This window comes from Arthrobacter sp. NPDC058130 (genome assembly GCF_042884475.1).
Classification (GTDB): Bacteria; Actinomycetota; Actinomycetes; order Actinomycetales; family Micrococcaceae; genus Arthrobacter.
In genome coordinates this window covers 33,739-60,312 of the sequence record NZ_JBHVTV010000015.1, presented here as the reverse complement: position 1 = coordinate 60,312, position 26,574 = coordinate 33,739, and the positions used below count along the sequence as shown (strand labels likewise).

Genomic DNA, 26,574 nt, shown 5'->3' with positions numbered 1-26,574 from the left:
TCCTCCATGGGTGCTGCGCCCTGCTTGCGAACGCTGACTCCTATGGGGGGAGCACCGGTCGGTTTTGGGCGCGGTTCTCGGCGTTTTAAGGGTCTGTGACCCTTCGGATCCGGTCTCATGGGGGGACACAGTATTGAATCGCGTGGAACGCAACGAGATGGTCACGCAGCACCTTCCGCTGGTGGGGTATCTCGTCTCAGATTTGTGCTCGAAGGCGTCACACCTTTCTCGCGATGACTTGGCCTCGGCCGGTGCCATTGCCCTGATCACGTCGGCCGATTCGTTCGATCCCGACCTCGGGGTGCCGTTTGGCGCGTTCGCGCGCCGGCGCATCCTTGGCGCGTTCGCGGACGAGATGCGGGCCAGCGACTGGGCCACCCGCTCCGCCCGCCGGCGGATCAAGGAAACCATGTCCGTCCAGGAAACGCTGGCGTCCGCTCTTGGCCGCACGCCCACCGTCGACGAGATCGCCTCCGCCCTTGGGGTCCAGCAGAGCGTTGTGGAGGCCGCGCTCGCGGATGCCTCACGCACGCTGACACCCCTCGATGAAGCGGTGGTGGATACCCTGGCCGCCGAAACCCTCACGCCGGAACACTCCGTGCTCGCGGACGAACGGCTCCAGTACCTGCGGGCCGCCGTGAAATCCCTGCCGGAACGGATGCGCTACGTCGTGGAGGAGATCTACTTCGGCGACCGGACGGTCAAAGACCTGGCCGCTGAACTCGGGTCCACGCACGCCGCGGTGTCCCAGCAGCGTTCGGAGGCCATCCGGCTCATGCGCGACGGTCTGACTGCGCACTACGCCGACGATCCCGCGCAGCCGTTCGAACCCCAGTCCAGGATCACGCCGCGGCGCCGCAACGACTACCTCACCCAGCTCTCCGAGGCCACCTCCGGCGGCATTACCCGGGCCGTGTTCCCCCGCGGTCCGGTCCTCAACGAAGCGGTCTAAGCCGCCCCGAAACGGTTAGTAAGCCAACTTAGTAAGCTGATCGAGAAATTCCTCCCCGAACCGTCGCGGCCGGACTGCGCCTGCGGTAGCGTCGAAACCATCGGCCGGACCGCCAGCCAATGGCGCACGCGGCCCACACGGCACCGGTTCTATCGAGGAGGACGCATGAAAGCAACACCTACACTGACGACCAACCTGCAGGCAGTCCTGGTGGACCTGATCGAACTCCACGTTCAGGGCAAGCAGGCGCACTGGAACATCGTCGGGACCAACTTCCGGGACCTTCACCTCCAGCTGGACGAGATCGTCGACGCCGCCCGGGGATTCGCGGATGACCTCGCCGAGCGCATGCGCGCCCTCCACGCCCTCCCGGACGGCCGAAGCTCCACAGTTGCCAAGTCCACCGCATTGGCCCAGTTCCCGGCGGGCCTGATCACCACCAAGGACGCCATCGAACGCATTGTCGCTGCGCTGGAGGCAGCCGTGGGCACCATGCGCAAAGTCCATGACGAAGTGGACGATGAAGACCCCACCACCGCCGACCTGCTGCACGAATTCATCGCCAAGCTCGAGCAGTACGCCTGGATGGTGAATGCCGAGACCATGAAGGCCACGGCCAGCGTGACCACTCCGGACAGCAAGTAGGTCCGGCGCCCACCGGGCCGCCCTTGCAACCTCAGCGTCCGACGCCGGGTATTCCCGGCGTCGGACGCTGTTGTTTATGGCGCTGGCGAGTTGCTGGACGCCCGGCAGAAGTACCTTGACGGTCTCTGAGCCTGCTAGCTTGCCTTCGGCACCTTTCGCAGGAGAACGGCCGCGAGCACGCATGCCCCGGACATCAGGACCAGCGCGATGGAAGCCGTGACGTGCACGCCCGAGTCAAAGGCCGTGCGCGCGGCCGCCGTCACCGCCTCCGCCAGCGGCGCGGGAAGCATCCCGGCGAGCTCCACCGCACCGGCGAGGGTCTCGCCGGCCTGGTTCGTGGCCGCGGCCGGCGCGAGCTCGGACACGCCCGCGGGGAGCCGGAGGTTGCCCTGGTAAGAGGCTGTCAGGATCGAGCCGAGGATCGCCGTGCCCAGCAGGGACCCCACTTCATACCCGGTCTCGGAGATGGCGGCGGCGGCCCCCGACTTGTCCGCAGGCGCCGCGCCGAGGATCAGGTCATTGGAGATCGTCTCCGCGGCACCGACCCCCAGGCAGAGGACCAGCAGCGCGGCCAGCAGCAGCGACGGGCCGTGGCTGTGGTCGCCGAAGGCCACCAGGAAATAGCCGGCCGCGCTCAGCATCAGGCCGCCGGCCACCACAAAGCCGGGCCGCACCTTCCGAACCAACGGGACCACCAGGAGCCCTGCGACGACTGTGGCGATGAGGGCCGGGATCATGGCGACCCCGGAGGCCGAGGGGGACTGGCCCTCCAGCAGCTGCAGGTGCTGGGCCAGGAAGAGAATGAAGCCGTTGAACGAGAACAGCGCCAGGACGTTGGCAGTGATGGCGGTGCTGAAGACCCGGTTGCCGAAGAGGCTGACATCGAGCATGGGCGCCGTCCGGTGGGCTGTGCTGTGGTCCGTGCTGTGCACCCGGGCAAGGGTGCGCTGCCGCCGGATGAATACATAGCCCATGAGCAGGCCGGCACCGATGCTCGCGAAGGCCTCCGGTGCGGGACCGTGGGTGGCGAGGGTCTTGATCCCGTAGACAACGGGCACCATGACCAGCAGGGACAGGACGATGCTGGGCACATCCACGCGGCCCGGCTTCGGGTCGCGGGATTCCGGGATGAGCGCCGGACCGAGCAGCAGCAGCGGCAGGATGATCGGCACGGCGACCAGCAGGACGGCGCCCCACCAGAAGTGTTCCACCAGCCAGCCGCCGGCAATCGGGCCGAGGGCGGCGCCGCCGGAGAACCCGGCTGCCCAGATCGCAACGGCCAGCCTGCGCCGGTTGGGCTGCGGGAAGATGTTGCGGATCAGGGAGAGCGTAGACGGCATGAGCATGGCGCCGAAGAGGCCAAGCCCGGCGCGTCCGGCGATCAGCCACTCGGCGCTCGGCGCGAACGCCGTCGCGGCCGAAACCGCGGCAAACCCTGTGCTTCCCACGAAGAGGAGCCGGCGCCGGCCGATCCTGTCGCCCAGGCTGCCCATCGCCACCAGGAGTCCGGCCAGGACCAGGGGATAGGCGTCGATGATCCACAGCAGTTCCACGCCGGAGGCGTCCAGGCTGCGGGCGATGGCCGGCAGGGCGAAGGTCAGGGCGGTATTGTCCACGGCCACAAGCAGGACGGGGAACATCAGCAGGGCCAGAGCTACCCAGTCGCGCCACGGTGCCCGCGGGCCGGTGGCCGCCTGGGTGCTGGTGGCGGCGGTGATCGATGGAATGCTCATGAAACGTAACTATACCGTCTGGACGGTACAGTTAAGAAATGCCGGGCCGGACAGGCATGATGGGAGGCATGCCCAGGAAACCCGTCGCCCGCGAGGCCGTTCTCGACGCCTTCGAATCCCTGCTCATCGAAGTCGGTGAACGCGCCGCGACGCTGGACGCCGTCGCACGCCGGGCCGGAGTCTCCAAGGGTGGCCTCCTCTACCATTTCCCGACCAAGGAGGCGATGGTCGCGGTCCTGCTCGAACGGCTGGACCGGCATCTGGCTGCGGATGTTGCCGCCATGGCGGAGGCCCCCGAAGGGGCGGCGGTGTACTTCATCAAGTCCTCGGTATGGGCGGACACCCCCATGGACCGGGTGTTCGTCGCGGCTACGAGGCTCGCCGAGGTGGCGCACGAGGAGACCCTCGGACGCTTCGCCGCCGCCCAGGCGAACTGGCTGGAACTGCTGGCGGCCGACGTCGGGCCCGCCATGGCAAAGGCCGTCCTGTATATGGGGGACGGGTTGTACTTCAACGCCATGCTGGGCCGGGGGCCGGGCGCGTCGCCCCCGGAAGTCGAGGCCGACGTCGAGAGCCTCCTGGCCGCCGTCGAGAAGCTGCGCCGCTGACGCCTGAGCCGCGCTATATCGAGCGGGGTCCGGGCTGAGCCAGGGCCTCCGAATACGCCGGAAGCCTGCGACTTCGCCGTAACGGTACGGCGCCCTCGGACGCTTCCGGCGAACCCGTGGGGCCGGCCCCTTAACCTGGACCGGCGCCGGGAGGGAGTTTGCGGACGCACGCCCGGCATAGGAGAATGAGAGGTGACTGTTGTCACCCCCAACTGAATACGCCTTTGATCTGCGGCGGGAGAGTCCTGCAAGTAGGTACAAGCAGGCGCCGTAGGAGCAAATCCTCCCCAGGAATCTCTCAGGCCCATGTACCGCCGCGGCAAGGCATCTCTGGAAAGTAGCAGGCGCGTCCTAACACGCTGTGCTCACCGACGGTGCAAGCGGAGCCCCTCTTATGGGGGCTGCGCGGAAACTCTCAGGTCCAAGACAGAGCGGGGAGGAACCCGAATCAATGTGGCGTACCCTGCGCCGCCAGAGTTATGGAGTTCCTTGTGACTGTTACACCAGCGTCCACGTCCTTCGTTGACCGGCACATCGGCGCCCGCCGCCAGGCCGACGTCGACGCCATGTTGAAGGCTGTCGGCCACGACACCGTCGACGCACTGGTGGACACCGCCGTTCCGAAGGACATCCGCCAGGACTCCGATCTGGCGCTCGCCGCGGCCCTCAGCGAAGTGGAAGTCCTCGCCGAACTGCGCAAGCTGGCCTCGAAGAACAAAACGGCCGTGCAGATGATCGGCCAAGGCTACTACGACACCCTGACTCCGCCGGTGATCCGCCGCAACATTCTCGAAGCACCGGCCTGGTACACGGCCTACACGCCGTACCAGCCGGAGATCTCGCAGGGCCGGCTCGAGGCGCTGCTGAACTTCCAGACCATGGTCCAGGACCTCGTCGGCCTGCCGATCGCCAACGCCTCGCTGCTGGACGAAGCCACCGCCGTCGCCGAGGCCGTGCTGATGATGCGCAGGGCCAACAAAAACAAGGCCGCCCACGACGGCAAGACCGTTCTCGACGCCGACTGCCTGCCGCAGACCATCGCGATCGTCAAGGGCCGCGCCGAGGCCCTCGGCTTCGAAGTCGAGGTCGCCGACCTCTCCAAGGGCCTGCCCGACGGCGACATCAACGGCGTCGTCCTCCAGCAGCCCGGCGTCTCCGGCCGCGTCTTCGACCACACCGCCGTGATCGCCGATGCCAAGGAACGCGGCGCCCTCGTCACCGTCGCTGCCGACCTCCTCTCCCTGACCCTCATCACGTCTCCGGGCGAACAGGGCGCCGACATCGCCGTCGGCTCCGCCCAGCGCTTCGGCGTGCCGCTGTTCTTCGGCGGCCCGCACGCGGCCTACATGGCGGTCCAGAAGGGGCTTGAGCGCTCCATGCCCGGCCGCCTCGTCGGCGTCTCCAAGGACTCCGCCGGTGTCCCCGCCTACCGGCTGGCCCTGCAGACCCGCGAGCAGCACATCCGCCGCGAAAAGGCCACCTCCAACATCTGCACCGCCCAGGCCCTGCTGGCCATCGTGGCGTCCTTCTACGCCGTCTACCACGGCCCCGACGGACTGAAGGCGATCGCCCAGACCGTCCACGGCCACGCCAGGACCATCGCCGCCTCCCTGAAGGCCGCCGGCCTGGACGTGCTGCACGCCTCCTTCTTCGACACCATCACCGTCTCCGTGCCGGGCCGCGCCGCGGAAATCATCGCGGCCGCCGACGCCAAGGGCGTCAACCTGCGTGCCATTGACGCCGACACCGTCGGCATCTCCGCCGATGAAGCGACGACGGCGGCCATCGTCGCCGACGTCGTGGGCGCGTTCGGAGCCAGCGTGGTGGATGCAGCAGACTCCTCCTTGGCCCTGGATCCCGCCGTCGAGCGCACCTCTGACTACCTCCAGCACCCGGTCTTCAACACACACCGTTCCGAGACCCAGCTGCTGCGCTACATCCGCCGCCTCTCGGACCGCGACCTCGCCCTGGACCGCACCATGATCCCGCTGGGCTCCTGCACCATGAAGCTGAACGCCACCGCCGAGATGGAGGCCATCTCCTGGCCGGAGTTCGCCTCCATCCACCCCTTCGCCCCCGAATCCCAGACCGCCGGCTGGCGCGAACTGATCGAGGACCTCGAAGCCCAGCTGACCGAGATCACCGGCTACGACCAGGTCTCGATCCAGCCGAACGCCGGCTCCCAGGGCGAACTCGCCGGCCTGCTGGCCATCCGCGGCTACCACCTCTCCCGCGGGGACGCCCAGCGCAACATCTGCCTGATCCCGGCCTCCGCGCACGGCACCAACGCCGCCTCGGCCGTCCTGGCCGGCATGAAGGTTGTTGTCGTGGCCACCGCTTCCGACGGCACGATCGACCACGCGGACCTCACCGCCAAGATTGAGCTGCACAAAGACGCGCTGTCCTGCATCATGATCACCTACCCCTCCACCCACGGGGTGTACGACGCCGACGTCCGCGAGGTCTGCGACGCGATCCACGCCGCCGGCGGCCAGGTGTACATCGACGGCGCCAACCTCAACGCCCTCGTCGGGCTGGCCCAGCCCGGCATGTTCGGCGGCGACGTCTCGCACCTGAACCTGCACAAGACCTTCTGCATCCCGCACGGCGGCGGCGGACCCGGCGTGGGCCCGGTCGCGGCCAAGGCCCACCTGGCACCCTTCATGCCGGGCAACGCCGCTGACCCGGCCAACGGCGCCGACGGCACCCCGATCTCCGCCTCCCGCTACGGTTCCGCCGGGGTCCTGCCGATCTCCTGGGCTTACGTGAAGCTGATGGGCGGCCAGGGCCTGACCGAGGCCACCAAGTCGGCCCTGCTCGCGGCGAACTACATCGCGGCCCGCCTGAACGACTCCTTCCCGGTGCTCTACACCGGCGAGGGCGGACTCGTGGCCCACGAGTGCATCCTGGACTTGCGCGAACTCACGGCCAAGACCGGCGTGACCGCCGAGGACGTGGCCAAGCGCCTGATCGACTACGGCTTCCACGCCCCCACGCTCGCGTTCCCGGTGGCCGGCACCCTGATGGTGGAGCCCACCGAGTCCGAGGACCTCGGCGAGATCGACCGCTTCATCACCGCCATGGTCGCCATCCGCGCCGAAATTGACCAGGTCGCCAACGGCGACTTCACGGTGGAGCACAGCCCGCTGCGCAACGCACCGCACACCGCCGCCGCCGTCGTATCTACCGACTGGACCCGCGAGTACCCGCGCGAGCAGGCCGTCTTCCCGGTCCACACGCTCAAGCAGGACAAGTACTTCCCGCCGGTCGGCCGGATCGACGGCGCCGCGGGCGACCGCAACCTGATCTGCTCGTGCCCGCCTCTCGAATCCTTCGAAGAAGACACAGCAGTCCACTCCGAAGACTCCGCCAACTCCACCTCTGACAGCTAGGGACAGCCAACGATGACTGAGAACTACACGGCCCTATACGAAGAGCACAAGAAGCTCGGTGCCTCCTTCACGGACTTCGGCGGCTGGCAGATGCCCCTGAAGTACAGCTCCGAACTCGCCGAGCACCACGCCGTCCGCAAGTCCGCGGGCCTGTTCGACCTCTCCCACATGGGCGAAGTCTGGGTCACCGGCCCGGACGCCGCAGCCTTCCTGGACTACGCCCTCGTCGGCAAAATCTCCGCGATGGCCATCGGCAAGGCCAAGTACTCGCTGATCTGCAACGAGGACGGCGGCATCATCGATGACCTCATCACCTACCGCCGCGGTGACGAGAAGTTCCTCGTCGTCCCGAACGCGGGCAACGCCAAGGTGGTCGCCGCGGCCCTCGCCGAGCGAGCCGGTTCCGGAAAGGAAGGTGGGTTTGACGTCACCGTGCAGGACGCGTCCGCCGAGACCTCGCTGATCGCGGTCCAGGGCCCCAAGGCCCAGGAGATCCTGCTGCGCCTGGTGCCTGCCGCGCAGCACGAGCTCGTCACCGACCTGAAGTACTACGCCGCCGTGGAAGTGCCGTTCATGTTCGGCGGGACAAGCCAGGACCTCCTGCTGGCCCGCACCGGCTACACCGGTGAGGACGGCTTCGAGATCTTCGTCGCGAACGACGACGCCGCCGCCCTCTGGCAGGCCCTCATCGCCATCGCCGAAGAGGGCGAACTGACGCCCGCCGGGCTTGCGTCCCGCGACTCGCTCCGCCTCGAGGCCGGTATGCCGCTCTACGGCAACGAGCTCTCCCTTGAGGGCGACCCGTTCGCCGCCGGCCTGGGGCCGGTTGTCGCGCTGTCCAAGGAAGGCGACTTCATCGGCAAGGCCGCACTGGCCGCCAAGAAGGAAGCCGGTGCAGGCTCCACCACGGGCCGCAAGCTCGTCGGGCTCAAGGGCCTGGGACGCCGGGCCGGCCGCGGTCACTACCCGGTCCTCAAGGACGGCAACGTCGTCGGCGAAGTCACGTCCGGCCAGCCCAGCCCCAGCCTCGGCTACCCGGTCGCCATGGCCTACGTCGACGTCGAGTTCACCGAACCCGGCACCGCCCTGGACATCGATCTGCGGGGGAAGACGGAGCCCTTCGAAGTTGTCGCACTGCCTTTCTACAAGCGCGTCAAGTAGCCCCCCGCCGCTTCCGGGCTGGGTGCCTTAGCGGTACCCGGCTCCGGTGCTGGCCGTCTGGGTTTTCACGCGTGCTCGCTCGTTTGACCCGCCGTCCCCCTAGCCTCGCAAGCTCGGCCAGGGAACCCCGACGGCGGTCACTCGCTTAGACGCACGCTTTCGAAAACCCAGCCCGGCCGGCCCCTCGAGGGCAGCTCACCTTTTGAGACCAATCGCCACACCGGGAACAACGGGAACCAGCGCTTTCGAACGCCAAAGGTGCTGGGGATGAAACCGCCTGCCGAAGGTTGGGCACGCTTGTCCCAACGGGTGCCACGCCAAGCTCGATCATTGGGGGTTGAGCTTGATGACACCTTCAAGGCCAAGAACTAGCCAGGCTCTAGAAGAATACGAACGGCCACTGTTTCTTTCCGGAGAACTGGTGGCCCGTCCGAAACTGTTGGCGCGCGGAACTGAACTAGCCGAAAGCGGCAGGGGAGCGGATTCCGGAAGCGTGCGTCTAAGGGAGCGTCGCGTCCGCCCAGCGGGCGCATTCGCGACCGAGCACGCGGAGGAATTCGGTTTCCGGCCGCGTAACCCGGCCACGGTCAGTACGAAACCCAGCCACAATTGTTGAGACCCACGACTTTTCAAACGTAAAGGAAAAACACATGGCAAAAGTTGCCCCTGAACTGCAGTACTCCGACGAGCACGAGTGGGTTGCCCGGGATTCCGGCGACGCCGGGTCGAACACAGTATCCATCGGCATCTCCGCCGTGGCCACGGATGCCCTGGGTGACATTGTGTATGTGGATCTGCCGGAGGTTGGTTCGTCGGTGACGGCGGGGGAGACGTGCGGTGAGGTGGAGTCGACGAAGTCGGTTTCGGATCTGTATGCCCCGGTGACCGGCGAGGTGGTGGCGGTCAATGATGATGTTGTGTCGGATCCGGCGCTGATCAACAGTGACCCGTATGGTGCCGGCTGGCTGTTCAAGGTGGCGGTGACCGCGGAAGGTCCGCTGCTGTCTGCTGAGGAGTACGCGGCCAAGAACGGTGGCGAACTGTGAGCGCCGCGGTGACCGAAACCGGCTTCGTGCAGGTGGTGTCCGCGTCCCTGGACGCGGACCTGTCCGCGCTGGATCCGGAGATCGCGGCGAAGATCGACGCCGAGCTGGGCCGGCAGCGGGACGGCCTGGAGATGATCGCCTCGGAGAACCACACCGCCAGGGCCGTCATGCAGGCGCAGGGTTCCGTGCTGACCAACAAGTACGCCGAGGGCTACCCGGGCAAGCGCTACTACGGCGGCTGCGAACACGTCGACGTCATCGAGCAGCTCGCGATCGACCGGGTCAAGGCCCTGTTCGGCGCCGAATACGCGAACGTGCAGCCGCACTCCGGCGCGCAGGCGAACGCCTCCGTGATGCACGCCCTGATCCGGCCGGGGGACACCATCATGGGCCTGAACCTGGCGCACGGCGGGCACCTGACGCACGGGATGCGGATCAACTTCTCCGGCCGGCTCTACAACGTCATCCCGTACCAGGTCCGTCAGGACACCCACACGGTGGACATGGCCGAGGTCGAGGCCCTGGCCCTGGAACACAGGCCGGCGCTGATCGTGGCCGGCTGGTCCGCGTATGCCCGGCAGCTGGACTTCGCCGAGTTCCGCCGGATCGCGGATTCGGTGGGCGCGTACCTGATGGTGGACATGGCGCACTTCGCCGGGCTGGTCGCGGCCGGGCTGCACCCGTCCCCGGTGCCGCACGCGCACGTCACCACCTCCACGACGCACAAGACCCTGGCCGGTCCGCGCGGCGGGATCATCCTGACCAACGACGCCGAGGTCGCGAAGAAGATCAACTCCGCGGTGTTCCCGGGCCAGCAGGGCGGCCCGCTGGAGCACGTGATCGCGGGCAAGGCGGTGGCGTTCAGGATCGCCGCGTCCGAAGAGTTCAGGGAGCGGCAGGAGCGGGTGCTGGCCGGTGCCCGGATCCTCGCGGACCGGCTGGTCCGCCCCGACGTGACCGCGAAGGGCATCAGCGTGGTCTCCGGCGGCACCGACGTGCACCTGGTCCTGGTGGACTTGCGCGACTGCGAGCTCAACGGCCAGGAGGCCGAGGACCGGCTCGCGGCGATCGACATCACGGTCAACCGCAACGCCGTGCCGTTTGATCCGCGTCCGCCGATGGTCACCTCGGGGCTGCGGATCGGCACCCCGGCGCTGGCCACCCGCGGGTTCGGTGAGGCGGCCTTCGCCGAGGTCGCGGACATCATCGCCGAGGCCCTCACCGCCGACGCCGGCGCGGACCTCTCGGGCCTGCGCGCCCGCGTGGAGGCCCTCGCCAAAGCCCACCCGCTCTACCCCTCGGTTGATAACCTCGCCTAAGCGACGTAAGACAGAAGTAGTAGCAGTACAGAGCCCGACGCCGGGCGGGCCGCGGCCACAAGCCGCCGCCCGGCGTCGTGCATCCGGCGGGACTGCCGCCTACCGGCGGACGCACCGCTTTCCGGCAAGACCCTCTGCCGGGCCACAGCAAGACCTAGTTAGGAACCGACAATGGCTGTTGGAGTCTTCGACCTCTTTTCCATCGGAATAGGGCCATCCAGCTCGCACACCGTGGGCCCCATGCGGGCCGCCGCCGTCTTCGCCGAAGAACTCAAGGCCTCCGGAGACCTGCACCGCGTGGCCTCGCTGCGGGTGGACCTCTACGGCTCCCTGGCCGCGACGGGCCACGGCCACGGCACCATGACCGCCATCCTGCTTGGGCTCGAGGGCTTCCACCCCGAGCTGATCCTGCCCGAGGAAGTGGAGGACCGGCTCGCCACGATCGCCGAGACCGGCACCCTGCAGCTGGCCGGCGCCGTACCCCTGCCCTACGGGGTCAAGGACATGGTCCTGCGCCCGCTGACCATCCTGCCCCGGCACACGAACGGCATGACATTCACGGTCTCCGACGCCGCGGGCGAAACCGTGCACAGCGCCACGTTCTTCTCCGTCGGCGGCGGCTTCATCGTCCGCGAAGGCGAGGAAGACGCCGCCCTGAAGGAACTCGATGAATCCAAGAAGGAACTTCCCCTGCCGTTCCGCACGGCCGCCGAACTGCTGGGCCGCTGCCAGTCCAAGGGCCTCTCGATCGGCGAGATCATGCTGGTCAACGAGCGCGCCTCCCGCACCGAGGCCGAGATCCGCGAGGGCCTGCTGCACATCTACTCGGTGATGGAAGGCTGCGTCGACGTCAGCCTCAAACGCGTGGGGCTGCTGCCCGGCGGGCTCAAAGTCCGCCGCCGGGCCCCCGACTGGCACGAGCGCCTCACGAAAGAGGACAAGGACCGGGACCCGAAGTACTGGCAGGAGTGGGTGAACCTGATCGCGCTGGCCGTGAATGAGGAGAACGCCTCCGGCGGGCGCGTAGTCACCGCCCCGACGAACGGCGCCGCCGGGATCATCCCGGCCGTGCTCTACTACGCGCTGCATTTCGCCCCGGGCATGGAGAACGCCACCCAGGCCGACCGCGACGACGTGGTGGTGAAGTTCCTGCTCACCGCCGGTGCCATCGGGGTGCTCTACAAGGAGCAGGCCTCGATTTCCGGCGCCGAGGTCGGCTGCCAGGGCGAGGTGGGCTCGGCGTCGTCGATGGCGGCCGCCGGGCTGGCCGAAGTCATGGGCGGGACGCCGGCGCAGGTGGAGAACGCCGCGGAAATCGCGATGGAACACAACCTGGGCCTGACCTGCGATCCCATCGGCGGGCTGGTCCAGGTGCCCTGCATCGAACGCAACGCGATCGCCGCGGCGAAGGCCATCAACGCCGCCAAGATGGCCCTCTGGGGCGACGGCACCCACCGGGTCTCCCTGGACGAGGTCATCGTGACCATGCGGGAGACCGGCAAGGACATGAGCTCCAAATACAAGGAAACGGCCATGGGCGGCCTCGCCGTCAACGTCGTCGAGTGCTAGGGAGCTGATCGGTGCTAGTTCGGTGCTGGTAAGGCGCTTGTTGGCGCTGGTGATGCGGCGATCAGTTGTGCAGCGCCGCCCAGAGATTCAGCGAGGACGCGAACACAATCCAGGACAGATAGGGCAGCATCAGCAGCCCTGCCGTCCGGCTGATCGGCCCAAAAAGCACCACCGTCACGGCCACCGCCACAGCCAGCGCCACGATGATCCCGAACGCGATCCACAGCGCCGGCGTCCCGAGCACCGGGTACAGGGCAAAGAAGACCGGGGTCCAGAGCAGGTTCAGCGCCAGCTGCACACCGTAGGCCGTCAGGGCCGGCTTGGACCCCTCGGCGTGGCTGCGCCAGACCAGCCATGCCGCGACGGCCATGGCGGCGTACAGGACGGTCCAAACCGCTCCGAAGACCCAGTTGGGCGGGGACCAGGGCGCCGTGTCCGCGGTGGCGTACCAGCCATTGACGTGGCGGGCCGTGGCCAGGCCGCCAAGGCCCGCAACGAGCGCCGACGCGCCGAGGAACAACAGCAGCGCAACTAGTTGGGAAACGACGCCGGATCCAGTGCCTGAACCGGCCCCGGAGCCAGCGCCGGAGCCGCTGCCTTGGCCTCTGCCCGCGCCGCGCACCCGGCCGCCGGGCGTCCCCGGACGGCCTTCGAGCGGTTGGTGCTGAGCCTGCATGAGACCAGCGTAACTGCCTGGCCCGGACTGGCGGCAGGGTGCGGACCGATAGACTTGGGGCTGCATGTCCGCATGCCGCCGAAGCTCGTACCGCAATGATTGGATACCGCACCCTTGCGCGAATTCACTGCCCGCTTTGCCTCTGCCGAGGAGATTGCCAACTGGGATGACAACGTCACCGCGAACCCCAACGGTGGCAACCTCCTGCAATCGGAAGCCTTCGCCGAGGTCAAGCAGCACTTCGGCTGGAAGCCCCTTCACCTGGTCTACGAGACGGCCGATTACACGAGCTACAACCTGGTCCTGGAAAAGTCGTTTCCGCTGCTCGGCAAGCTCTGGTACCTGATCAAGGGACCCGATGTGGCGTCCGTCGAGGACATCCCCGGGATCACGGCTGCCAACGCGGACTTCGTCAAGAAGGCCAAGCTGGGCGTGTTCGCGATCAAGATCGAGCCGGATATCGTCCTGTCCGAGGACGCCGCACGGATCCTCGAGGGGGCGGGACTGGTCAAGACGCACAACCTGCAGCCCAACGACTCCACGGCACTGCTCGATATTGCGCCCGAAGAAAACCAGCTCCTGCGCAACCTCCACTCCCGGGGTCGCAACGCCGTGCGCCGCGCCATCCGTGAGGGCGTGGAAGTCCATAACGCCGAGCCCACCGAAGAGAACTTCCGGGCGATGTATGGCCTGATGACCACCACGGTGGAGGCCAAATCCCAGGTCCGGGTGCGCGAGTACGAGTACTACCGCCAGTTCTGGACCAACTTCCTGGACCGGAAACAGGGCAGGCTGCTCTTCGTGTACGAAAATGGTGTGCCCTCGGTTGGCGCGTTCGTCATCAACTACGGCCGCAAGGGAACGTACAAAGACGGCGGCTCCCTGCAGAAGCGTGGCCAGTACGGCGACTCGCATCTCGTGCAGTGGACAGCGATCAACCAGGTCAAGGAACTCGGCTGCACCGAATACGACTTCTGCGGCACGCCGCCCAGCGACAAGCTCAAGGACACATCGAACCCCTTCCATGGGCTGGGCCTCTTCAAGACCAGCTTCAGCAAGACCGTGACCGACTTCGTCGGCTGCTATGACCAGGTCCTGAACCCGCTGAAGTACAAGGCCTGGATGACGGCGGGGGAGCGCGTCGCACGCCAGCTCTACACCCGGCGCACGGGCCAGCAGTTCTACTGACCCGCGCCAAAGACCATCAAGGACAGCCAAGGACAGTGAGGAGGCCGGAATGAACAACGGAAACGACGGCCACCGCAGGCCGCCCACCGACGGCCTGCCCCGAACCCAACCGATGTCGGCCATGCAAGTGCGCCAGAACGCCGCCGCCAAGCGGATGCTGCGCAGGCTGGTCCAGGGCGAAAACCCTCCGACGGCGCCGATGAGCATCGTGGACCGGCTCGCCGGCAGCCCCTACGCCAACCCGATGATCCAGGTCGGCGGGGTGGACGCCGCAGCCCGCAAGACCATCGACTTCGCCCTGAAACTGGCGGAATCCATGTTCCGGTACGGGGCAGGCGCCCTCGAAGTTGAGACCAGTATCATCGCCATCACCGCTGCGCTGGGGCTCAAGAACATCGAGGTGGACATCACCAACCAGTCGGTGGCCATCAACTATGCCCCGAAAGACCAGACCCCCATCTCACTGCTGCGCGTCGTCCGGTCCTGGACCAACAACTACGCGGGCCTCTCGCAAGTGCACCAGCTGGTGACGGACATCGTGGCCGGCGGCGTCGGCCGCGAGGAAGCCTCGCGCCGGCTTGAGGAGATCACCCGAAGCCCCAAGCCGTTCCCGCGGTGGATGGTCACCGTGGCCTTCGGCGTGTTCTCTGCCGTCTTCGTCGGCGTCCTGGGCGGCGGACTGGGCGCCTCGCTGGTCGCGTTCCTCTCCAACCTGCTGGTCAGCCTCCTGGCCCGCCAGCTGGGCCGCTGGCGTACCCCGGACTTCTTCATCACGGCCTCGTGTTCGTTCCTGGTGACCATCGTGGCGCTGCTGCTGTGGCGCTTCGGTGCCCCCTTGGGGGTACAGATCGCCCCCGAGATCGTGGTGGTGGGCGGGATCCTGCTGCTTCTGCCGACGGGACGCCTCGTGTCCTCGGTGCAGGATGCTATCAACGGCTTCCCGGTCACGGCCGCCGGCCGGTTCCTCTCCACCATGCTGACCTTCGGGGCGCTGGTCGCCGGCATTGCCGTCGGCTTCGTCGTGGGAGACATGACCGGCATGGACCCTATCGACGTCACCAAAACATTCCCGCCCACGTATGACTTGTGGGTGCTCATTATTTTGATCGCCATTGCGGTGCTGATGATAGGCATCACCGAACAGACCAGCTGGAAGCTGTTGCTGCCGACGGCAGCCGTCGGCATCGTGGGCTATCTGGTCCTGATCGGGGGCGACGCCCTGGGTATCGGGGCGCGCTTCGCCCCGGCTCTCGCCGCGGTGGTGATCGGACTTCTTGCCCGGGTGGTCGCCCTCCGGATGGGTGCTCCGCAGCTGGTGGTGGCCGTCCCCGCGGCCCTGATCCTTCTCCCCGGACTCACCATATTCCGATCCATGTATGTATTGACCATCGAGGAATCGGAGATTCTCATGGGCGCCGGCGGGATGCTGAACGCCGGGGCAATCGTGCTCGGCGTCGCTGCCGGCATCGTGCTCGGTGACACCCTGGCGCGGCCCCTGACGCGGAGCCTGGCGAGCAACGAGCGGCGCCGGGCCCGCCGCCGCTAGCTCCCGCGACGCCAGCGTATCTGGCTGCCTTGGGGCGCCGGGTTGGGGCGCGAGGTTGGGGCGCCGGGATTCCCCACTTTTGCCGGGACACGACGGCGTGTTGGGCCAACTCGCCGTCGCGTCCCGGCGTCGTGGCGGCAAAGGAGGGGAAACTCCGCAGCGCCAGGGTGGCCCATCTGGTTCTTGCGCCCTTAGATCTTGCCTTCTTAGATCTTGCCGATGGGCAGCTTCTTCTCCGCCTGGAAGTCGTCCTCGACGCGGCCCTTGGCCCAGTAACCCGAGAGGGAAACCTGGGCCCGCTCCAGCCCGCGCTGGACGTAGAGAACGTCCCGGAGGCCCTTCATGTAGCCCCGCTCGCCGTGGGCGAAGACCTGCACCCGGCCCCCGGGCCACTCGGCGTCGCGCACGGCCGTGACCAGCAAGTCGCTGTCTCCGGCGGGGACGCCGTCGCGCAGCAGCCAGCGCAGTTCGACGCCCGCCGGGCCGGCGATGGCCTGGATATCGGCGTCGCTGTCCACCTCGAGGAGGGCGAGACCGCGGGCATCCTCGGGCAGGGACTCAATGGCGGCGCCGATTGCTGGCAGCGCGGCTTCATCCCCGGCAAACAGGTGCCAGTCCGCGTCCGGATCCGGGTTGTAGCCGCCGCCCGGGCCCGTAAAGGTCAGGCGGTCGCCGGGCTGGGCCGATGCCGCCCAAGGCCCAGCGAGGCCCTCGTCGCCGTGGATCACGAAATCGATGGCCAGTTCCTGGGCTGCAATGTCCACCCAGCGGACGGTGTAGGTCCGGGTGTGCGGCCACTGACTGCGCGGCATGGTTTCCCGGACGGCCCACAGGTCCAGCGGCTCCGGGTAATCGACGCCGGGTTGCGGAAACACGATCTTGACGTACCGGTCCACGTAGTCGTTGTTGACGTACCCGGCGAAGCCAGGACCGCCGGCGATGATCCGGACCATATGCGGCGAGAGTTGTTCCTTGCGCAGGACCGTCAGATCGGTCTGGGGACGCGTGTTCCGGGTGGCCGTACTGGTGGCGGGGAGGGAGGTCATGAGGTAAGCCTAACCAAAGAACCTTGGCCAGGGGCTCTGGGTGGAGGCCTGTTACGGCAGTGGCGGCAGTTCCCAGTCGACCGTCCCGTTGCCCTGTTCCTGGAGCAGAGCGTTGGCCCGGCTGAAGGGCCGGGACCCAAAGAAGCCGCGCGAGGCCGAGAGCGGGCTCGGGTGGGCGCTGGCGATCACGGCAGCGGATCCCAGCAGCGGCCGCACGGACTCGGCGTCCTTCCCCCACAGAATCACCACCAGGGGAGCGCGCCCCGCGCCCGCGCCGGCAGTGGCGCCCCCACCGGCATCGGCGGCGGGCGCCCGGCCCGCAACAGCCCGGTCCGCGACCGCCCGGATGGCGGCCGCCGTGACGGCCTCCCAGCCCTTGTTACGGTGCGAGCCGGCCGCGCCGGCCCGGACGCTGAGCACCCTGTTGAGCAGCAGGACGCCCTGCTCCGCCCAGCGGCTAAGGTCCCCGTGGACGCGCGGGGGGAACCCGAGATCGGTCTGGAGCTCCTTGTAGATGTTCGCCAGGCTGCGGGGAATCGGCCGGGTGGAGCCGTCCACGGCGAAGGACAGCCCCACGGCGTGCCCCGGCGTCGGATAGGGGTCCTGGCCCACCACCAGGACCCGGACGGCGGCCAGCGGCTGCCGGAAAGCCCGCAGCAGGTTTGCCGGCGACGGCAGCACCGCATGCCCGGCGGCCACTTCGCTGGTGAGGAAAGTCAGGGTCTCGCGCAACTGCGCTTCCACCGGAGCCAGCGCCTCCGCCCAGTCCGGAGCGACCAGCTCGCTCAGCGGCCGCCGCGCCAGGTCCGCGTAGCTGAGACGATCCTCGGCTGGGGGTTCCAGTTCGAACAGCGCATCGGAATCAGGCTCGGAATGAAACTCGGGATTCGACACAGCCCCATTCTTCCGCAGACACAGCCCGCACCGGCACACCGCCAAATGACAACGCTGTCATTCGGCCTTAGCATAGGAATGGCTTTTTACCGGATCCAACCGGTTTTTTCGGAATCAACCAGGGAGTGTGTCGTGGCCGAAACAGCGCAAGAGCACGTGCTCGCGGGAGATTTTGCCGGAGCCTCGGCTGCCGGCGTGGGCCTGGGCGAGGTGTCCGCGGATTCTCCCCTGAGCGCGCGCGACCAGCAGATACTGGCACTGGAGCGGCAGTGGTGGAAGTACGCCGGGGCCAAGGAACAGGCCATCCGCGAGCTGTTCGATCTTTCCGCCACGCACTACTACCAGATCCTCAATGCCCTCATCGATACCGAGGAAGCGCTGGCCCACGATCCCATGCTGGTCAAGAGATTGCGTAGACTACGTACATCACGCCAACGTGCCCGCACTGCCCGTCGTCTGGGAACAGATTCGTAAAGTCGCGTCACGCGCAGCCGGATGCGCACGTCCTGTTGCGCCCGCTTCCGGCCTCGGGCACCCCGTCTGAAATCAGCAAGGACGTCGTTTTACCATGACCAAATACGCTCGCGATGAATTTGATCGGGTCCCGGAGACCTCTGCCCGCCAGGGTGTCCACCGGGCCGTCGCCGAATCGCGCCGCCGGAGCCTGGCGCCGATCTTGACGGCCGGCTGCGTTGCGCTGGCCATCGGGCTGGTGGCTTTCCTGATCCTGCCGAAGCTCGGATTCTCCGCAGGCCAGGCCGCAGCCGTCGGTGACAATGCCACGGCCACTCCGTCCGCAACGAGCCCGGCGAGCCCCAGCCCGGCGCCGACAAGCCCGGAACCCACCGCCACCGATCCGGCCGCCACAGATCCCGCGGCAGCGCCCTCAGTGACGCCCAGCATCCCTGCCGCCGGTGTGGACAAGACGCAGCCCGTGACGATCTACAACGGGACCACCACGGCCGGCCTCGCCAGCAGGGTCGGCGGCACCGTCAGCTCCGACGGCTGGATCCTGGGCCAGACAGGCAACTGGGGCGGCGTCCCGCAGCAGACGTCGGTGATTTTCTACAGCGACGCGGAACAGAAGGGCAACGCGGAGGCGCTCGGCACACTCCTGGGCATCGACACCCTCGTGGAGTCCGCGGAGTTCAACCTCCCCCTCGTCGTGGTCCTCGGCCCCGGCTTCCAGTAGGCATTCCGGTTACGCCTCAATAACTATTAGCCTGTGCCTCTGCCCGCCGCCAGCGTTCCTGGGGGACGCTGTGGGTACAGTATCTGCGGATTTCTCTTCGCAGTCCGCGGCACACATCGAGGTGGGCCGCACGCAAGCTAGCTGAAAGTGTGGACACCATGGCACTGGGAACCGTCAAGTGGTTCAACGCCGAAAAGGGCTACGGCTTCATCACCGTGGACGGTTCCGAGAACGACGTCTTCGTGCACTGGTCCGCGATCGTCGGCGAAGGCTACCGCGCCCTGGACGAGGGCCAGCGGGTGGAGCTGGAAATCGGCGAAGGCGAAAAGGGCCCCCAAGCCGAAAGCGTCCGGCCCGCCTAGTGGCACTGGCTGCGCTCAAGTACGCCCCGGCGGACGCGTCAGGGCGCCTAGGGGGAAAACTCCTGAGGGGAACGCTGCCGCTCGGCCGCGCCCTGGCGGCGGGCGCAGCAGTGGCTCTGGCCCTGACAGGCTGCCTGGGACCCGCCGGCAGCGCCCGCGTGGCCAGAGCTGACGCGAGCGGTGACGGCACCCTGCGGATCGGCCTGATCCTGGACAACACCGGGCAGCAGAACTTCCTCAACGCCCCGCAGCTCGCGGCGGCCAAGCTTGCCGTCAAGGAGATCAACGCTGCCGGCGGCCACAAGGGCAAACCGGTGGAGCTGCTGCCGGAAACCGTCAGCAGTGACACTGCCGCACAGGCCAAAGCGCTGGTTGCCGCCAAGGCCGACGTCGTGATCGGCCCGACGGATTCCAGCCGTGCCCCTGCCGCTATCGACGTGCTGGCCAACGCCAAGGTAGCGGTCATCTCGCCGGCCAACTCGGCCGGTGCCCTCAGCAATTACAAGAGCGGCGGCTACTATTTCCGCACCTCCGCGACCGCCATCGCCCAGGCGTCTGTCCTGGCCAAGCTGGCCAAGGACGGCGGCGCCAGGACACTGGCGGTGGTGCACGAGGAAGGCGACTACGGCAAAGACGTCGCCGCCGCCGTCGCCGGTGCGGCGAAGCAGTCCGGAATGGAAGTCCTGGCCGACCCGGAGTTCACCCCCGGCCAGGCGCAGCAGGCGGCCGCCGCTGCGAAGGTGGTAAATCCCGACGCCGTGGTGCTGGTCTCGCGCGACGGCGCGCAAGGTGCCATCGCCGAACTGAACAATGCCGGCCTTGCCGGCAAGAAACTTGTCCTCAGCGACGGAGCAGTCAGCCGCTACGGTTCCGGACTGGGCGCGCGGGCGCTCGACGGCGCACGCGGAATCCTGCCCGGCGTGTTCCCCTCCGCCGCCTTCCAGGCCGACCTCGTTGCCGTCGATCCCGGGCTCAAGGACATGGTGTTCGCCGCCGAGACGTACGACGCCGTGATCCTGGCCGCCGTCGCTGCCGCCGCGGCAGAGGACGACGCCGGGACCTCCATCGCGGCGTCCCTCGTCGCGGTCTCCGGCGGGGCAGCGCCAGCCGCCGGCCAGCAAGCCGGTCAACCTGCCAGCAGGACGTGCACCAGCTACCAGGACTGCACCTACGCCCTCCGGGCAGGCCAGCGCCCGGACTATGACGGCCAGTCTGGCCGGATCAACTTTGATTCCCACGGCGACATCACCGAAGCGAACTACGTGGTCTACACCTACGGCGAGGACAACCTGGCCACGATGACCGGCGCGGAAGCCGCCAGCAGCAGCGGCGGCTGATCGCTCCTAGCGTATTGTGCCCGCGTGGCGGGCCTTTCGGACCGGGCACTGCTTGCACTCTCCCCGGGGGAGTGCTAATTATTGACTTAGCACTCCAGCGCACTGACTGCTAACACGACGCCCGGTCCGCCCGGCCGCGGAGTGGGGCAGCCGGTCCAGGAGCAAAAGGAACACCTAGCTGGGGTGAGATCCCTGGCCCGGCGGCATACAGAGGCCGCAGGGTGGGGGTCGTCCGTCGCGGGCACCACAGCGAAGGTTCATTCTTAACGACTGTCCCGAAAGGACTACTGCCGTTATGGCCAAGATCATTGCATTTGATGAAGAGGCACGCCGCGGTCTTGAGCGGGGCCTGAACATCCTCGCCGACGCCGTCAAGGTCACCCTCGGCCCGCGGGGACGCAACGTCGTCCTCGAAAAGAAGTGGGGCGCCCCCACGATCACCAACGATGGTGTTTCCATCGCCAAGGAGATCGAGCTGGACGATCCTTACGAGAAGATCGGCGCCGAGCTGGTCAAGGAAGTTGCCAAGAAGACGGACGACGTCGCAGGCGACGGCACCACCACGGCAACCGTGCTGGCACAGGCCCTGGTCAAGGAAGGCCTGCGCAACGTCGCGGCCGGCGCTGACCCGCTGTCCCTCAAGCGCGGCATCGAGAAGGCTGTTGAAGCCGTCACGGTCGAGCTCCTGGCCACCGCCAAGGAAATCGAGACCAAGGAAGAGATCGCGGCCACCGCGTCCATCTCCGCTGGCGACAACGAGATCGGCGCCCTGATCGCCGAAGCCCTCGACAAGGTCGGCAAAGAAGGCGTCATCACGGTCGAGGAGTCGAACACGTTCGGCCTCGAGCTGGAGCTCACCGAAGGCATGCGCTTCGACAAGGGCTACATCTCCGCTTACTTCGTCACCGACGCCGAGCGCCAGGAAACGGTCCTTGAGGATCCGTACATCCTGATCGTCAACTCCAAGATCTCCAACGTCAAGGAACTGGTTGCTGTCCTGGAAAAGGTCATGCAGTCCAACAAGCCGCTGCTGATCATTGCTGAGGACATCGAGGGCGAGGCCCTGGCCACCCTGATCGTCAACAAGATCCGCGGCACCTTCAAGTCCGTTGCCGTCAAGGCTCCGGGCTTCGGCGACCGCCGCAAGGCGCAGCTGGCCGACATCGCCATCCTCACCGGCGGCCAGGTCATCTCCGAGGAAGTCGGCCTCAAGCTTGAGACCGCCGGACTCGAACTACTCGGCAAGGCCCGCAAGGTTGTTGTCACCAAGGACGAGACCACGATCGTCGAGGGTGCAGGCGACGCCGACCAGATCGCCGGCCGCGTGTCCCAGATCCGCGCCGAGATCGAGAACTCGGATTCCGACTACGACCGCGAGAAGCTGCAGGAGCGCCTGGCCAAGCTGGCCGGCGGCGTTGCAGTCATCAAGGCCGGCGCCGCAACCGAGGTCGAGCTCAAGGAACGCAAGCACCGCATTGAGGACGCTGTCCGCAACGCCAAGGCTGCTGTCGAAGAGGGCATCGTCGCCGGCGGTGGCGTTGCCCTGATCCAGGCCGGCGCCAAGGCCTTCGCGAACCTGCAGCTCTCCGGCGACGAAGCAACGGGCGCGAACATCGTCCGCGTTGCCATCGACGCACCGCTGAAGCAGATCGCCTTCAACGCAGGCCTCGAGCCCGGCGTCGTCGTGGACAAGGTCCGCGGCCTGCCCGCAGGCCACGGCCTCAACGCCGCCACCGGCGAGTACGTCGACCTGCTGGCTGCCGGCATCAACGACCCGGTCAAGGTAACCCGCTCTGCTCTGCAGAACGCGGCATCCATCGCCGGCCTGTTCCTCACCACCGAGGCCGTTGTGGCCGACAAGCCCGAGAAGGCTGGCGCCCCGATGGGCGGCGGCGACGACATGGGCGGCATGGGCGGCATGGGCGGTTTCTAACCCCCAGCTCCAGCCACCACAGGCTGTTCGACGACGGCGGTCCCACCTTCGGGTGGGCCCGCCGTCGGCGGTTAAGCGCGTTCCCCGCCGACACCCGTCGGTGGGCGTCGGCGGGGTCTGGCAGGATAGATCAGTGACGATTACAGCAGCGGCCGACGGTTCGGCCTTAGGAAACCCCGGCCCGGCCGGCTGGGCCTGGTACGTGAATGATGACTGCTGGCGGGCTGGCGGATGGCCGCACGGCACGAACAACCAGGGCGAATTGATGGCGGTGCTGGACCTGTTCCGGGCAACGGCCCATGTGCCCGGGGAAGACCTGCTGATCCTCTGCGACAGCCAGTACGTCATCAACGCCGTGACCAAATGGATGCCGGGCTGGAAGCGCAAGGGCTGGCGCAAGGCCGACGGCAAGCCGGTGCTGAACGTGGACCTCCTCAAAGACATCGACCAGGCGCTCGTAGGCCGCAAGTACACCTTCGAATGGGTGCGAGGCCATGCAGGGCACGAGCTGAACGAAGCGGCCGACGACCGCGCCCGGGCAGCAGCCACGGCGTACCAGCAGGGCGTGGCCGTCCGGCAGGGTCCCGGATTCGGGACAACGGCAGACGGGACGCCACCGGCAGCCTCCTCGGGCTCCACGGCGCCGCAGGAGGCCCGACAGGCAGCCCCGCAGGCGGCCCGACAGGCAGCGCCGCAGGCATCGCGGGCCCTCCAGACCCCGGTGTCCCAGGGCTCGGCCCCGCAGCAGGCCGAGCGGCCGGCCCAATCCACAGCCCCGTCCACGGCTCAGTCCACGGCGCCCTCCGGCCAACAGGAACTCTTTGGAGCGCCAGGCACCTTCGACGAGCCGGACCTCTTCAGCGAACTCGAGGACGAACCGGCCGCGGCTCTGGCGGAGAGCAGCCCCGAAGCCGTGGTCGAGTCCCTCGAGCGGGAACTGCTTCAGCCGGAAACCCGGGCCGACCTGGGCCGCACGGCAGTCCTGCTCCACCCCGACTTCACCGAAATCGGCAGCTCCGGACGCATCTGGACCCGCGACGCCATGATGATGGCGCTGGAGGACAACCCGGGCGGACCCGTGGAGCTGGAGCTGTTGGGCGCGGACCGGCTGGGGGAGAAGACCGTGCTCCTGACCTACCGCAGCCACACCCGCGAGGGATCAGCCCTGCGCAGCTCCCTGTGGGTCCTTGACGGGGCGCAATGGCGGCTCCGCTTCCATCAGGGCACGCCCGAGGCCTGAGAACCCGGGCGGGGCCCTCGTGTTGCCGGTGGCGCTCACGTGAAGCGCTGCGCATTGCCCAGTTCCGCCTGGGCATAGGTGGCCGCCGCGGAGTTCAGCGCGACGTTGATGGAGGCCAGGGAGGCCTCCATCCGGGCCTGCGTCAGGGTCCATTCGGCCACCAGGTTTTGGAAGTTCGTCGCCGCGGAGCCGCGCCAGCTGCCCTGAAGCTCGTCCAGCCCGCGTTTCATGGCGTGGACGTCCGCGCTGATCCGCTCCACCGTGGCCTGCACATTGGCGGACTTCAGCTGGAGGAGTTCCGTGTCGACGGAGATGATGCTCATGGAAATGCCCTCTCGAACGTTCGGGGAGGCGGCCACGGCCCGGCGGAGCACAGTGAATGTCAGCGGCGAGAGTTTGTGGTTGGATCTGTGGGGAGCGACGGCCTCATCCGGATCTTCCGGACACCTCGAGCGTAGGCGGGCGCACGCCGCCCGGACACCGCCGTCGGCTCCTATGTGGACAAGTCTGCTGAGGACAATTCCTTGGCGTCCTCGTGCAGGAACGGGATGCTGACCACCAAGGTGGCGCCGCCCCCGTCCGTCTGGCCGACCCGCACGGACCCGGCATGCGAGCCGACGATTGCCGCCACGATCGCCAGGCCAAGTCCGCTGCCGCCTGTTTCCCGGGTCCGGGAGGTGTCCGCCCGGTAGAAGCGTTCAAAGATCCGGGCCGCTTCCTCGTCCGGGATGCCAGGACCGTGGTCCCGGACCTCGATCACGGACTGCCGTGCCCCGTCCGGGGCCGTCCGGACTCCAACGCCAATTTCGATCGGGGTCCCCTCGGGCGTGTACCGCAGGGCATTGCCGACCAGGTTGCTGACTACCTGGCGCAACTTGGCTTCGTCGCCCAGCACCGGGGCGGCCGCGGGGCCCGCCCCGTCGAGCCCGGTGAGGGTGATGGTGCGCTTGCGGTCGATGGCCTGCGTGTCCACCACCGCGTCGTTGGCCAGCAGCAGCAGATCCGCGGGTTTCTGCTGGAGCGGGCGCTGTTCATCGATCCTGGCCAGCAGCAGCAGGTCTTCCACCATGGCCCCCATGCGCTTGGCTTCGCTTTCGATCCGCCCCATGGCCGTGGCCACGTCCTCCGGCGTGGACAGCGCCCCGTGCCGGTACAGCTCGGAGAATCCCCGAATGGTCACCAGCGGGGTGCGCAGTTCGTGCGAGGCGTCGGCGGCGAAGCGGCGCATCCGTTCCTCGGACGCCATCCGGGCGGCGAACGCTGCCTCGATGTGCGCGAGCATGGCATTGAGCGAGCTCCCGAGCCGCCCCACTTCGGTGTTGGGGTTTTCGATTTCCACGCGTCTGGAGAGGTCTCCGGCGGCGATCGCGGCGGCCGTCTTCTCCACCCGGGCCAGCGGCCGGAAGGACCGCGAGACGGTCCACGTGGCGATGAAGAACGCCAGCACGAGCGTCAGCAGGCCAACTCCGACGACCACCAGGGCGGCATGTTCCATCACGGAATCGACGGGGTCCAGGGGCAGCCCGATCACGACGACGGCGCTGCGGTTGTTATTGTCCACCACGCTCAGGGCCACGACCCGCCAGTTGCCGCCCTCGGTCCCGCGGACCTGGAAGGGCACCTGCTGGCGTTCCCTGGCCTCGACCGCGGAAAAAGTGTTGATGGCGGGGCGGGAGTCCTTGTCGCCGCCGAACGGAATGGGCGGCAGGCCCGGGTTGAACAGAATCAGGGAGTAGTCGGTGGGGACGGTTGAGCTGGTCTCCTGCAGCTGCGTGAAGGATTTCTCCAGCCGCACGGAGTCGACGGCGGCCCGGAGCTTGTCATCCACCTGGCCCTGCAGGAAGCTGTGCAGCAGCGTCAGCGTGCCCGCGCCCGTGGCCGTGAGCGCCACAAGCATGAGCGCCATCATGATGGCCACGAGCTGCGAGCGCAGCGAAGCTGATTTCCAGCGGTGCAGCAAGGTCAGCGCTTCTCGGCAGTCCGCAGAACGTAGCCGACGCCGCGCTTGGTCTGGATCAGCGCCGGGGCGTCGGCGTCGGTATCCACCTTGCGGCGCAGGTAGGAGATGTAGGACTCCACAATCGAGGCATCGCCGTTGAAGTCGTACTCCCACACGTGGTCGAGGATCTGGGCCTTGGACAGGACCCGGTTCGGGTTGAGCATCAGGTAACGCAGGAGCTTGAACTCTGTCGGGGACAGCTCGATCACGGTTCCGCCGCGGCGGACCTCGTGGGCGTCGTCGTCCAGCTGGAGGTCATCGACCCGGATCACGGCGTCGTCGTCGACCTGGGGCTGCGTGCGCCGGAGTACCGCGCGGATGCGGGCAACGACCTCGTCGAGGCTGAAGGGTTTGGTGACGTAGTCGTCCCCGCCCACTGTCAGGCCGGTGACTTTGTCCTCGGTGTCGTCCTTGGCCGTGAGGAACAGGACGGGGAAGTGTTTGCCGGCGGCGCGCAGGCGGCGGGTGACGGTGAAGCCGTCCATGTCCGGCAGCATGACGTCCAGCACTGCCAGGTCGGGGGAGTGCTCCTCGGCGGCAGCCAGTGCCTCGCGCCCGCTGCCGGCGGAGACAACCTCAAAACCGGCGAAGCGCAGGGACGTAGAGAGCAGTTCGCGGATGTTAGGTTCATCATCGACGACGAGCAGCTTGGCTTCGGGACCATTCTTCTTCATGTTCCCATGATGCTCCCAGACTCTGGGAGTTTTCTGAATGAAAGATGTGTGTTGAATGGTCC

Annotated in this window: 23 protein-coding genes and 1 riboswitch; of the genes, 16 read left to right on the top strand and 7 right to left on the bottom strand. The window is 67.6% G+C overall.

Annotated features, from left to right (window positions below; translation table 11 throughout):
- The first annotated feature begins 133 nt into the window (after nucleotides 1-133).
- Together ACFVTM_RS20185 and ACFVTM_RS20180 are read left to right on the top strand one after the other, a co-directional pair.
- Nucleotides 134-952, top strand: a complete 819-nt coding sequence (locus ACFVTM_RS20185) for a sigma-70 family RNA polymerase sigma factor (protein WP_390205781.1) — start codon at nucleotides 134-136, stop codon at nucleotides 950-952.
- Between the two features lie 165 nt (nucleotides 953-1,117).
- Entirely contained in the window at nucleotides 1,118-1,597 is a 480-nt protein-coding gene (locus tag ACFVTM_RS20180; protein WP_390205780.1) for a Dps family protein, read from the top strand.
- 134 nt (nucleotides 1,598-1,731) lie between these two features.
- On the opposite strand, the gene ACFVTM_RS20175 is transcribed toward ACFVTM_RS20180, so the two are convergent.
- Complete coding sequence (locus tag ACFVTM_RS20175) at nucleotides 1,732-3,330, bottom strand: MFS transporter (RefSeq protein ID WP_390205779.1); 1,599 nt, start codon at nucleotides 3,328-3,330, stop codon at nucleotides 1,732-1,734.
- A gap of 68 nt (nucleotides 3,331-3,398) precedes the next feature.
- Between ACFVTM_RS20175 and ACFVTM_RS20170 the strand changes: the two genes are divergently transcribed.
- The 6 genes from ACFVTM_RS20170 to ACFVTM_RS20145 all read left to right on the top strand — a co-directional run bounded on the left by ACFVTM_RS20170 (nucleotide 3,399) and on the right by ACFVTM_RS20145 (nucleotide 12,425).
- Nucleotides 3,399-3,938, top strand: coding sequence for a TetR/AcrR family transcriptional regulator (locus ACFVTM_RS20170; protein WP_390205778.1), 540 nt, complete (start codon nucleotides 3,399-3,401; stop codon nucleotides 3,936-3,938).
- A 225-nt stretch (nucleotides 3,939-4,163) separates the two neighbouring features.
- A riboswitch (glycine riboswitch) is annotated at nucleotides 4,164-4,262 on the top strand.
- Between the two features lie 155 nt (nucleotides 4,263-4,417).
- Nucleotides 4,418-7,330, top strand: a complete 2,913-nt coding sequence (gene gcvP / locus ACFVTM_RS20165; protein WP_390205777.1) for an aminomethyl-transferring glycine dehydrogenase — start codon at nucleotides 4,418-4,420, stop codon at nucleotides 7,328-7,330.
- Between the two features lie 12 nt (nucleotides 7,331-7,342).
- Nucleotides 7,343-8,491 carry a glycine cleavage system aminomethyltransferase GcvT gene (gcvT, locus tag ACFVTM_RS20160; RefSeq protein WP_390205776.1) on the top strand — a complete coding sequence of 383 codons (1,149 nt, stop codon included), beginning with the start codon at nucleotides 7,343-7,345 and terminating at the stop codon, nucleotides 8,489-8,491.
- Between the two features lie 650 nt (nucleotides 8,492-9,141).
- Nucleotides 9,142-9,537, top strand: a complete 396-nt coding sequence (gene gcvH / locus ACFVTM_RS20155; protein WP_390205774.1) for a glycine cleavage system protein GcvH — start codon at nucleotides 9,142-9,144, stop codon at nucleotides 9,535-9,537.
- Entirely contained in the window at nucleotides 9,534-10,856 is a 1,323-nt protein-coding gene (gene glyA / locus ACFVTM_RS20150; protein ID WP_390205773.1) for a serine hydroxymethyltransferase, read from the top strand. The genes gcvH and glyA overlap by 4 nt, the downstream gene beginning before the upstream one ends.
- 171 nt (nucleotides 10,857-11,027) lie before the next feature.
- Nucleotides 11,028-12,425, top strand: a complete 1,398-nt coding sequence (locus ACFVTM_RS20145; RefSeq protein ID WP_390205772.1) for an L-serine ammonia-lyase — start codon at nucleotides 11,028-11,030, stop codon at nucleotides 12,423-12,425.
- A 61-nt stretch (nucleotides 12,426-12,486) separates the two neighbouring features.
- Here ACFVTM_RS20145 and ACFVTM_RS20140 read toward each other — a convergent pair whose 3' ends face one another.
- Nucleotides 12,487-13,101: a TspO/MBR family protein gene (locus tag ACFVTM_RS20140; protein ID WP_390205771.1), complete on the bottom strand. Its 615-nt coding sequence runs from the start codon at nucleotides 13,099-13,101 to the stop codon at nucleotides 12,487-12,489.
- Nucleotides 13,102-13,215: 114 nt separating this feature from the next.
- Here ACFVTM_RS20140 and ACFVTM_RS20135 point away from each other — a divergent pair, with 114 nt between their 5' ends.
- Together ACFVTM_RS20135 and ACFVTM_RS20130 are read left to right on the top strand one after the other, a co-directional pair.
- Nucleotides 13,216-14,289 (top strand): lipid II:glycine glycyltransferase FemX, encoded by a 1,074-nt coding sequence (locus tag ACFVTM_RS20135; RefSeq protein WP_390205769.1) that lies wholly within the window; start codon nucleotides 13,216-13,218, stop codon nucleotides 14,287-14,289.
- 49 nt (nucleotides 14,290-14,338) lie between these two features.
- A complete protein-coding gene (locus ACFVTM_RS20130; RefSeq protein ID WP_390205767.1) occupies nucleotides 14,339-15,835 on the top strand; it encodes a threonine/serine exporter ThrE family protein in 1,497 nt (498 codons plus the stop codon).
- Between the two features lie 206 nt (nucleotides 15,836-16,041).
- On the opposite strand, the gene ACFVTM_RS20125 is transcribed toward ACFVTM_RS20130, so the two are convergent.
- A complete protein-coding gene (locus ACFVTM_RS20125; RefSeq protein WP_390205765.1) occupies nucleotides 16,042-16,881 on the bottom strand; it encodes a siderophore-interacting protein in 840 nt (279 codons plus the stop codon).
- A 51-nt stretch (nucleotides 16,882-16,932) separates the two neighbouring features.
- Nucleotides 16,933-17,775, bottom strand: a complete 843-nt coding sequence (locus ACFVTM_RS20120; protein ID WP_390205763.1) for a uracil-DNA glycosylase — start codon at nucleotides 17,773-17,775, stop codon at nucleotides 16,933-16,935.
- A 132-nt stretch (nucleotides 17,776-17,907) separates the two neighbouring features.
- Here ACFVTM_RS20120 and ACFVTM_RS20115 point away from each other — a divergent pair, with 132 nt between their 5' ends.
- The 6 genes from ACFVTM_RS20115 to ACFVTM_RS20090 all read left to right on the top strand — a co-directional run bounded on the left by ACFVTM_RS20115 (nucleotide 17,908) and on the right by ACFVTM_RS20090 (nucleotide 23,839).
- Nucleotides 17,908-18,249 carry a DUF3263 domain-containing protein gene (locus ACFVTM_RS20115; protein WP_390205761.1) on the top strand — a complete coding sequence of 114 codons (342 nt, stop codon included), beginning with the start codon at nucleotides 17,908-17,910 and terminating at the stop codon, nucleotides 18,247-18,249.
- Between the two features lie 94 nt (nucleotides 18,250-18,343).
- Complete coding sequence (locus tag ACFVTM_RS20110) at nucleotides 18,344-18,967, top strand: LytR C-terminal domain-containing protein (protein WP_390205760.1); 624 nt, start codon at nucleotides 18,344-18,346, stop codon at nucleotides 18,965-18,967.
- Between the two features lie 158 nt (nucleotides 18,968-19,125).
- Entirely contained in the window at nucleotides 19,126-19,329 is a 204-nt protein-coding gene (locus ACFVTM_RS20105) for a cold-shock protein (protein WP_390205758.1), read from the top strand.
- 74 nt (nucleotides 19,330-19,403) lie between these two features.
- Nucleotides 19,404-20,666: an ABC transporter substrate-binding protein gene (locus ACFVTM_RS20100; protein ID WP_390205869.1), complete on the top strand. Its 1,263-nt coding sequence runs from the start codon at nucleotides 19,404-19,406 to the stop codon at nucleotides 20,664-20,666.
- Nucleotides 20,667-20,961: 295 nt separating this feature from the next.
- Nucleotides 20,962-22,599 (top strand): chaperonin GroEL, encoded by a 1,638-nt coding sequence (gene groL, locus ACFVTM_RS20095; RefSeq protein ID WP_390205756.1) that lies wholly within the window; start codon nucleotides 20,962-20,964, stop codon nucleotides 22,597-22,599.
- 133 nt (nucleotides 22,600-22,732) lie between these two features.
- Nucleotides 22,733-23,839, top strand: coding sequence for an RNase H family protein (locus ACFVTM_RS20090; protein ID WP_390205754.1), 1,107 nt, complete (start codon nucleotides 22,733-22,735; stop codon nucleotides 23,837-23,839).
- Nucleotides 23,840-23,874: 35 nt separating this feature from the next.
- Here the strand turns inward: ACFVTM_RS20090 and ACFVTM_RS20085 are convergent, their stop codons facing one another.
- From ACFVTM_RS20085 to ACFVTM_RS20075, 3 genes are all read right to left on the bottom strand, one after another.
- The gene (locus ACFVTM_RS20085; protein ID WP_390205752.1) at nucleotides 23,875-24,162 is read right to left on the bottom strand and encodes a WXG100 family type VII secretion target; all 288 of its coding nucleotides are present in this window, start codon (nucleotides 24,160-24,162) and stop codon (nucleotides 23,875-23,877) included.
- Between the two features lie 170 nt (nucleotides 24,163-24,332).
- A complete protein-coding gene (locus ACFVTM_RS20080; protein ID WP_390205751.1) occupies nucleotides 24,333-25,799 on the bottom strand; it encodes a sensor histidine kinase in 1,467 nt (488 codons plus the stop codon).
- 2 nt (nucleotides 25,800-25,801) lie between these two features.
- On the bottom strand, nucleotides 25,802-26,512 hold the full coding sequence (locus ACFVTM_RS20075) for a response regulator transcription factor (RefSeq protein WP_390205750.1): 711 nt from the start codon (nucleotides 26,510-26,512) through the stop codon (nucleotides 25,802-25,804).
- Between the last annotated feature and the right edge of the window lie 62 nt (nucleotides 26,513-26,574).